8 protein-coding genes are annotated in these 9,135 nt (G+C 56.9%); all 8 read left to right on the top strand.

Features of this window, described 5'->3' with window-relative positions; all coding sequences use genetic code 11:
- Positions 1-398, top strand: a 398-nt coding sequence (locus K5905_RS19690) for a 3-hydroxyacyl-CoA dehydrogenase family protein (RefSeq protein ID WP_297586839.1), incomplete at its 5' end; no start/stop codon positions are given.
- A gap of 41 nt (positions 399-439) precedes the next feature.
- Positions 440-1,726 carry an ABC transporter substrate-binding protein gene (locus K5905_RS19685; RefSeq protein ID WP_297586838.1) on the top strand — a complete coding sequence of 429 codons (1,287 nt, stop codon included), beginning with the start codon at positions 440-442 and terminating at the stop codon, positions 1,724-1,726.
- A gap of 58 nt (positions 1,727-1,784) precedes the next feature.
- Positions 1,785-2,513 carry an ABC transporter ATP-binding protein gene (locus K5905_RS19680; protein WP_297586835.1) on the top strand — a complete coding sequence of 243 codons (729 nt, stop codon included), beginning with the start codon at positions 1,785-1,787 and terminating at the stop codon, positions 2,511-2,513.
- Positions 2,506-3,210, top strand: a complete 705-nt coding sequence (locus tag K5905_RS19675; protein WP_297586833.1) for an ABC transporter ATP-binding protein — start codon at positions 2,506-2,508, stop codon at positions 3,208-3,210. The genes K5905_RS19680 and K5905_RS19675 overlap by 8 nt, the downstream gene beginning before the upstream one ends.
- A 1-nt stretch (position 3,211) precedes the next feature.
- A complete protein-coding gene (locus tag K5905_RS19670; protein WP_297586831.1) occupies positions 3,212-4,075 on the top strand; it encodes a branched-chain amino acid ABC transporter permease in 864 nt (287 codons plus the stop codon).
- Entirely contained in the window at positions 4,075-5,097 is a 1,023-nt protein-coding gene (locus K5905_RS19665; protein WP_297586830.1) for a branched-chain amino acid ABC transporter permease, read from the top strand. Before K5905_RS19670 ends, K5905_RS19665 begins: the two co-directional genes overlap by 1 nt.
- 9 nt (positions 5,098-5,106) lie before the next feature.
- A complete protein-coding gene (locus K5905_RS19660; protein ID WP_297586829.1) occupies positions 5,107-6,045 on the top strand; it encodes a 3-keto-5-aminohexanoate cleavage protein in 939 nt (312 codons plus the stop codon).
- 746 nt (positions 6,046-6,791) lie between these two features.
- Positions 6,792-9,135: Ig-like domain-containing protein (locus tag K5905_RS19655; protein WP_297586828.1), on the top strand; the 2,344-nt coding region annotated here is incomplete at its 3' end.

Genomic DNA, 9,135 nt, shown 5'->3' with positions numbered 1-9,135 from the left:
CGGTGCGGGTCGAAAAGGACGTCGCAGGCTTTATTGGAAACCGCTTGCAGCACGCCATGTGGCGCGAAGCCATCAGCCTGGTCGAAAAGGGCGTATGCAGCGCGGCGGATATAGACACGGTCATCAACACCAGCTTCGGCCGCCGCCTTTCCGTCCTTGGACCGATGGCAAATGCTGATCTTGTCGGCACGGACCTTACCCTGGACATCCACGAAAACGTTCTGGCCGATCTCGACAATCGGCCAGGCCCCTCCCCGTACCTGCGCGACCTGGTGGAAGCGGGCAAGCTTGGCATGAAAAGCGGGGAAGGGTTTCAGACTTGGACGCCTGAGGAAGCGGACGAAGTTCGCCAGCGCGTTGCAACCCACTTGCGGAGACTCGAAACTATTTTGAGCTGACGCTTTTGCGACCATTAACAGCGCATCTGGGAGGAAAGACGATGACGCTTATGGGAAAGAAATTTGGAATTTCGCGCCGTGGCTTCATTGCTGGAGCCACCGCCGGGCTTGCCGCTCCGGCAATCCTGACAAGAACGCGGGCTTACGCTGCTGACCCTGTGATCAAGATCGGTCATGTGAGCCCACGGACCGGACCTCTTGCCGGCTTTGCGGAAGCCGATGATTACGTTCTGGCCGGCATTCAAAAAGCGCTTGCCGGTGGTGTTGAAAACAATGGCAAGACCTACAAGGTTGAGATCATCTCAAAAGACAGTCAGTCAAATCCGAACCGCGCCGCAGAAGTCGCTTCGGAACTGATCCTTGGAGAAGAGGTCGATATCATTCTGGCAGCATCAACGCCGGACACGACCAATCCGGTATCCGATCAGGCCGAGCTCAACGAGGTACCTTGCATCAGTACCGACTGTCCGTGGCAACCCTATTTCTTCGGCCGCAATGGCGACCCCGCACAAGGGTTCGACTACACCTATCACTTCTTCTGGGGACTGGAAGACGTGATCAAGGCGTTTCTCGCGCTGTGGGAGGAAAGCGGCGTCCAGCGCAAGGTCGGTGGCCTCTTCCCCAATGACGCTGACGGCAACGCCTGGGGCGACGACATTCACGGCTTCCCGCCCGCTCTTGTCGGCAGCGGTTTTGATTTGACGGACCCGGGTCGTTATCAGCCACTTACCGACGATTTTTCGTCCCACATCTCAGCATTCAAGGATGCTGGTTGCGAAATTGTCACCGGAAACATGATCCCGCCGGACTTTGCGACTTTCTGGGCTCAATGCGCACAGCAGGGTTTCCAGCCGAAAGTCGTTACAATCGGCAAGGCGCTTCTGTTCCCCTCGGTTATTGAATCCTTGGGGGAACGCGGAAACGGGCTGACATCGGAAATCTGGTGGACACCCGAACATCCGTTCTCCTCTTCCCTGACCGGAGAAACCGCGAAACAGCTTGCAGACGGCTACACAGCCGCGTCCGGACGCCCGTGGACACAACCGATCGGCTTCAAGCATGCGCTCTTTGAAGTCATGACCGATGTGGTCCGCAGAAGTTCCGACCTTGAAGACCCCAATGCAATTCTCGAGGCAATCCAGACCACCGATCTGCCGACGGTTGTCGGCCATGTGAACTGGGGCTTCGGTCCGGTAAAGAATGTCTCCAAGACACCTTTGGTTGCCGGTCAATGGCAACAGGGTCCAAACGGCATGGAACTGGTCATTACGTCTAACCACAGTGCGCCGGAAATCCCTGCCACCGGTACGTTGAAACTGCTGTCGTAATGTCCTCTCGGCGCACAATGGCAACATCGTGCGCCACCCCATGTTCAAAGGAAGCTTCATGGCGTCTGTTTTGGAACTAAAAGGGCTGACCAAAGCCTTTGGCGCGATTACCGTTGCCGATAACCTTTCCTATAGTCTCGCAGCGGGTGAAGCTTTGGGGGTTATTGGCCCGAACGGCGCCGGCAAGACCTCCATGTTCAATCTGATTACTGGTACGCTCCAGGCGGACGGAGGAGAAGTCTTCTTTAATGGAGAGGATGTCTCGCGCGCGTCGGCTGCAAAGCGATGCCGCCTGGGAATTGCCCGATCGTTTCAGATACCTCAACCTTTCGCCGGGATGACGGTTTACGAAAACGTGCTCGTCGCCGCGACACACGGAGCCGGCATGCACGGCAACGAGGCAGATAGTTATTGCCTGGAGATGCTCGAACTGACCGGGCTTATCGGCAAGGCCAATGATCTTTCCGGCAGCCTGACACTTCTCGGACGCAAGCGCCTGGAACTTGCACGTGCACTCTGCGCGAAGCCCAAACTGCTCCTACTCGATGAAATCGCGGGAGGGTTGACGGAAAACGAGTGTCACGACCTCGTCGAGACAATCAACACCATCCGGACTACGGGCGTTTCACTCATCTGGATCGAGCACATTGTTCACGCTCTGCTTTCAGTCGTCGACAGGCTGATCGTTATCGATTTTGGCCGCAAGATCGCAGATGGAGATCCCAAGAAGACAATGGCCAGCCAGGCTGTTCAGGAAATCTACATGGGGGTGGACGCCGATGTCTGAGCCTCTTCTTGCCACTCATCGGCTAAACGCCCACTACGGTGATTTTCAGGCCCTGTTTGGCGTCGATGTCAACGTTATGCCCGGCGAGGTCATCGCGATTATCGGCTCAAACGGCGCTGGAAAATCCACGCTCATGCGCTCGATCACCGGCTTGCTGGTGAACAAGCCCGACATGGTGACCTTTCGAAAGAAGCCAATCGGAACTTTGCGGGCGGACCAGGTTGCCAGGGAAGGTATCGCGATGGTGCCGGAAGGCCGGCAACTGTTTCAGTCTCTTTCCGTTGAGGAAAACCTGATCATCGGGGGGCAGATGGGTCGAAAAGGTCCATGGAACCTGGAGAAGGTTTTCGACCTGTTTCCCATCCTGAAGGAACGGCGCGCGGTTCCGGCCACGGCCTTGTCGGGCGGACAGCAGCAGATGGTGGCGATCGGGCGGGCCCTGATGTCAAATCCTGAATTGATCCTCTTCGACGAGATCAGCCTCGGTCTCGCGCCGATCATCATCAAGACGATCTATGACGCTCTGCCGGACATCATCGGCGAAGGCATGAGCGCGGTGATTGTCGAACAGGACATCGCAAAGGCGCTTAGCGTCGCAACGCGCGTTTACTGCATGCAAGAAGGCCGCATCTCGCTGGAGGGCCGCTCTGACGAGCTGAGCCGCGAGCAGATCAGCGCCGCCTATTTCGGAGTTTGAGATGGATTGGATCAACGCCATCGTACAAGGCGTCCTGCTTGGTGGCCTATACGCATTGTTTGCAGCCGGGCTTTCGCTGATTTTTGGCGTCATGCGGCTCGTCAACATTGCTCATGGCGACTTCATTGTATTGGCAGCCTTCCTGGCGCTGTCCATAACCACCGCGCTGGGCGTAAACCCGTTGATGTCACTTTTCCTGGTGGTTCCGCTGATGGCGGCAATTGGATATGTGCTCCAACGCGGCATCCTCAATCAGACGCTGGGGGACGATATTCTCCCGCCCCTTCTGGTGACATTCGGTTTGTCCGTGATCATCCAGAACGGTTTGCTGGAAATCTACAGCGCCGACCCGCAGAAAATGAACGCCGGTGCAATCGAAACCGCAAGCATCGGTTTGCCCGGGGATCTGAACGTTGGCGTACTGCCACTCCTGATGTTCGGTATTTCCATTGCCGTAATCGCGATGCTTCAGTGGGTCTTTTACCGCTCATCGCTTGGGCGGGCCTTTCGGGCTGTCTCCGACAAGCAGGACATTGCCCAGCTGATGGGTCTCAACAAGGCTCATGTCTTCGGTCTCGCCATGGCTCTGTCTCTTGCTGTTGTCGGTATCGCCGGTGTCTTCCTCGGCATCCGCACCAGCTTTGACCCCTCAATCGGCCCCGGGCGGCTGATATTCGGTTTCGAGGCGGTGATCATCGGCGGCCTTGGCAACCTCTGGGGCACTCTGATTGGCGGTATCATCCTCGGGGTCAGCCAGAATATCGGTGCTCAGATCAATCCCGGCTGGCAGCTCCTCGCCGGACATATTGCCTTTCTGATCGTTCTTGCGGTGAAGCCGCGCGGCCTCTTTCCACGGATCGACTGATGTCAACTTCAAACTATCAAATCCTGAGATCTTCGCCGGCGAGCCGTGTGGCCGCAATTCTCGGCCTTGTCGTTCTGATCGCGTTGGTTGCGGCACCTTGGTGGGCCGGACGCGCGGACATGCGCCTGCTGAGTGAAATCTTTCTCTATCTTGCCCTCGCCTGCCTCTGGAACCTGCTTGCCGGTTATGCCGGGCTGGTCTCGGTGGGACAGCAGGCCTTTGTCGGTTTTGGCGGCTACATGCTTTTTGCGCTGGCAATGTTTGCAGGCTTGTCACCGTTGGCAGCCATTCCCCTTGCGGGACTGCTCGGCGCCTTGATCGCAGTACCAGTGGCGGTCCTGATATTCCGGCTTCGGGGTGCCTATTTCGCAATCGGCACCTGGGTGATCGCCGAGGTCTTCAGGCTTGGGTTTGCACAGGTTTCAGCGCTCGGTGGCGGATCAGGCACCAGTCTCCCCGTAGGCATCGTTCGGTCACTGGCCTCCAGCAGGTCCATGCGCGAAGCGACAACTTACTGGCTGGCACTCGGCATGGCCGTGATTGTCATTGCAGCCATCTACCTTCTGCTGCGCTCTCGCAACGGCCTGGCATTGACAGCCATCCGCGATAGCGAAGTTGCCTCCAGCAGCTTCGGCATCGATATCTGGCGTCGCAAATTCATCGTCTACGTGGTGGCGGCAGGTCTGACAGCCTCAACCGGTGCACTCATTTTCCTTCAAAAACTGCGTATCTCGCCGGACGCGGCTTTCAGCGTCAACGATTGGACCGCTTTTGTCATTTTCATCGTCGTCATCGGGGGCATCGGCACACTCGAAGGACCGATCATCGGAGTGATTGTGTTCTTCCTGCTCCGCGAAACCTTGGCGGACCTGGGGACGGTTTATCTGCTCATCCTTGGCCTGGTCGCCATCGTGGTGATGCTCAAGGCGCCCAAGGGCATATGGGGCTTCGTCAAGGATCGCTACGGCATCGAGTTGTTCCCGCTCTCTCGGCGGGTCGTCGACAAGGATCTTGAAAAGTAGGAGGCGGTTTTGGCCCGCAAACAGAAAAAAACGATCATCACCTGCGCCATAACGGGGGCAATCCATACGCCCACCATGTCCGACGCACTGCCGTTCACGGCCGAGGATATTGCCGACCAGGCTATCGAGGCATCCAAGGCTGGCGCTTCCATATTGCACCTGCATGCCCGAAACCCGCAGAACGGTGCAGTTTCCATCGCACCGGATCACTTCAGGGCATTTCTTCCTGTGATCAAGCAGGCGACCGACGCGGTCGTCAACATTTCCACCGGAGGCAGCCTGGTCAACACCATGGAAGAGCGCATCGCCCCTGCCAAATGGGCTTCCCCCGAAATGTGCTCACTCAACATGGGATCCATGAATTTCTCGTTTCATCCGATCGCGGACAGGATCAAGGACTTCAAATATGATTGGGAAGAGGACTATATCCGCAACTCGGAAGGCTACATCTTCCGGAATACCTTTGCCGATATTCGCTATGTCGCCAACGAGCTTGGCGGTACTCACGGCGTAAAATTCGAGCATGAGTGTTACGATGTCGGCCATCTCTACAATCTCAAATTCTGCATGGATGCCGGCCTCTTCAAGGCGCCTGTCTTCATCCAGTTCATTTTTGGTATTCTGGGTGGCATTGGACCGGATATCGACAATCTTGTCTTCATGAAACGCACGGCAGATCGCCTATTCGGCGATGATTACCAATGGTCGGTGCTTGGTGCCGGTGGCGCGCAGATGCCCTTTGCGACGACGGCAAGCCAGATGGGCGGTAATGTCAGGGTCGGTCTTGAAGACAGCCTGATGATCGAACGCGGCAAACTGGCCAAGTCAAACGCGGAACAAGTTACCAAGATCCGCCGGATCATCGAGGACCTCGGCAGTCAGGTCGCAACACCCGACGAAGCCCGCGAGATGCTCGACCTCAAGGGCGGGGACCGCGTCGCCTTTTAACAACCCGGCAAACGGAGCCCCTTCGAACGCGTGCATCCCTGTCATCGACACACAAGAGCTGCAAAAGTCATGTCGTCGACTTTCAAAAGGATAGGCACGTTACTCCCGGGAACCAGGAACATCACCCGGAATACCTGGTTCCCGGATTTTATCTGAACTCCCGAACCTTGGCACTGATCGCTGAATTTTTGTTGCGTCAGTAACATCAATCGCAGCTCGTCGATCTTCAGAAATAAGGCGACTACACACAGCGGCCTGTGTGACGCGGGATGGACAGCCGTCCCGTGTCGAATACATATCGGGCCGGTAACCTGAGCACGCTATTTGCGCCCCTCAAAGATCAGCAAATTCGACATACCAAAACCCGCTCTTATTGCATGGCTCGGTTACCCGCCATAATGCCCCAAAACTTGATTTTGACTGTCACTAATGAACATCAATTTCAATCTGTTTGCTCATAATCGATTTGGCTGATTGAAAGGTTGGACGCAATCGCGCCTTATACAGCTTGAGAGTGCAATTCCCGGAAAACATATCCGAATCCGCCCAAACAATTTCCTCTGAAAACTCTCCCACACGACAAGCCTTTCATTCCGTTACGTCAATTTTTTTCTCAACCAGAAAATGCACACTTAAAACTTGTGAACTCAATCTTCTCTGTTACCGTTAAGTTGATTCCGCGCTCCATTCGAGTCGTGATCAAGGGGCTTTTATTTAGACATCTAAGTGGCTTAGAGGATATGACGATGGCAAACACTTCGCCTACCGCCAATGCAATCAGTGCGTCTATTGATGAAAATTCAGCCATTCTGATCCAAGCCGATTTTACCGATCCAGACACGACCGACAACCATACGTTCAGCGTCGACACGACCGGAACAACAGGTTCCGTCACCAACAATGGCGACGGCACCTTCAGCTACGATCCGAATGGCCAGTTCGAACATCTGGCGGTTGGCGAGACCGTGACCGACACCTTCACCTACACCGTCGATGACGGCAATGGTGGCACCTCAACCGAGACAGTCACCGTCACGATCACGGGTGAGAATGATGCACCGGTGGCAACGGCCATGGCACTGACCGCCGCGGAGGACACCCCGTCGGTCACCTTCACACCCTCCTTCACCGACGTTGATGCGTCCGACACCCACACCATCTCCTTCGATCTCGGTGGCGGCATGAGTGCAACCGCGACCCTCAACACCATCTCCGACAATGGCGATGGCACCTACACCTTCACCGCAGGCGACACTTACGATTACCTGGCCGAAGGCGAGACCGCACAGGAGACTTTCACCTTCACAGTTGACGACGGCAATGGCGGCACATCGACCGAAACGGTGACAGTCACCATCACGGGCAAGAACGATGCACCGGTGGCAACAGCCCTTGCCACAACGGTTGTCGAAGACGGCACACCCGTCACGCTGACCGCGAATTTCACCGACAAGGACAGCTCAGACACCCACACATTCAGCATCGACACCACTGGAACAACAGGTTCCGTCACCAACAATGGTGACGGAACTTTCGGCTATGATCCGAATGGCCAGTTCGAACATCTGGCGGTTGGCGAGACCGCGACCGACGCCTTCACCTATACTGTCGATGACGGAAACGGTGGCACATCGACCGAAACGGTGACCGTCACCATCACCGGTGAGAACGATGCGCCGGTGGCGACAGCCATGGCTTTGGTCACCACAGAAGACACATCTTCGGTCACGTTCACACCGTCCTTCACCGACGCTGATGCGTCCGACACCCACACCATCGCCTTCGACCTCGGTGGCGGCATGAGTGCAACCGCAACCCTCAACACCATCTCCGACAACGGCGACGGCACCTACACCTTCACGGCAGGCGACACTTACGACTATCTGGCCGAGGGCGAGACCGCGCAGGAGACCTTCTCCTACACGGTCACCGATAGCCAAGGCGCTTCATCCACGGAAACGGTCACTGTCACCATTACCGGGCAGAACGATGCACCGGTGGCAACAGCCCTTGCCACGACGGTTTCCGAAGACGGTTTCCCCGTCACGCTGACCGCGAATTTCACCGACAAGGACAGTTCCGACACCCACACGTTCAGCGTCGACACGACCGGCACGCTCGGCCTGGTCACAAACAACGTCGATGGCACCTTCAGCTACGATCCGAACGGCCAGTTCGAACACCTGGCGGTTGGCGAGACGGCAACTGACACCTTCACCTACACCGTCGATGACGGCAACGGCGGCACCTCGACCGAGACGGTCACTGTCACCATCACCGGTGAGAATGATGCCCCGGTGGCAACGGCTATGGCACTGACCACCGCGGAGGACACCCCGTCGGTCACTTTCACGCCGTCTTTCACCGATGTTGATGCCTCCGACACCCACACCATCTCCTTCGATCTCGGTGGCGGCATGAGTGCGACCGCGACCCTCAACACCATCTCCGACAATGGCGATGGCACCTACACCTTCACCGCAGGCGACACTTACGATTACCTGGCCGAAGGCGAGACCGCACAGGAGACTTTCTCCTTCACAGTGACAGACGGTCAGGGTGTCTCCTCAACAGAAACCGCAACCCTCACCATTACTGGGCAAAATGATGCACCGGTGGCAACGGCCCTTGACGCCACAACTTCGGAAGACGGTCCGTCGGTTGCCCTGACCTCAAGCTTCACCGATGCGGACGGTTCCGACACCCACACGTTTAGCGTCGACACGACCGGCACGCTCGGCCTGGTCACAAACAATGGCGACGGCACCTTCGGCTATGATCCGAACGGCCAGTTCGAACATCTGGCGGTTGGCGAGACCGTGACCGACACCTTCACCTATACTGTCGATGACGGCAACGGCGGCACCTCGACCGAGACGGTCACTGTCACCATCACCGGTGAGAATGATGCCCCGGTGGCAACGGCCATGGCACTAACCGCCACAGAGGACACCCCGTCGGTCACCTTTACACCCTCCTTCACCGACGTTGATGCGTCCGACACCCACACCATCTCCTTCGATCTCGGTGGCGGCATGAGTGCAACCGCGACCCTCAACACCATCTCCGACAATGGCGATGGCACCTACA

The sequence above is a fragment of the Roseibium sp. genome (genome assembly GCF_025698965.1).
In the GTDB taxonomy this organism is placed as follows: Bacteria; Pseudomonadota; Alphaproteobacteria; order Rhizobiales; family Stappiaceae; genus Roseibium.
This window is presented reverse-complemented; position numbering and strand designations above follow the sequence as displayed.

Bases quoted from the DNA above. Each gene is read 5' to 3' on its own strand.
- K5905_RS19665 (WP_297586830.1), top strand. From the start codon at position 4,075: ATGTCAACTTCAAACTATCAAATCCTGAGATCTTCGCCGGCGAGCCGT.
- K5905_RS19670 (WP_297586831.1), top strand. From the start codon at position 3,212: ATGGATTGGATCAACGCCATCGTACAAGGCGTCCTGCTTGGTGGCCTA.
- K5905_RS19685 (WP_297586838.1), top strand. From the start codon at position 440: ATGACGCTTATGGGAAAGAAATTTGGAATTTCGCGCCGTGGCTTCATT.
- K5905_RS19675 (WP_297586833.1), top strand. From the start codon at position 2,506: ATGTCTGAGCCTCTTCTTGCCACTCATCGGCTAAACGCCCACTACGGT.
- K5905_RS19680 (WP_297586835.1), top strand. From the start codon at position 1,785: ATGGCGTCTGTTTTGGAACTAAAAGGGCTGACCAAAGCCTTTGGCGCG.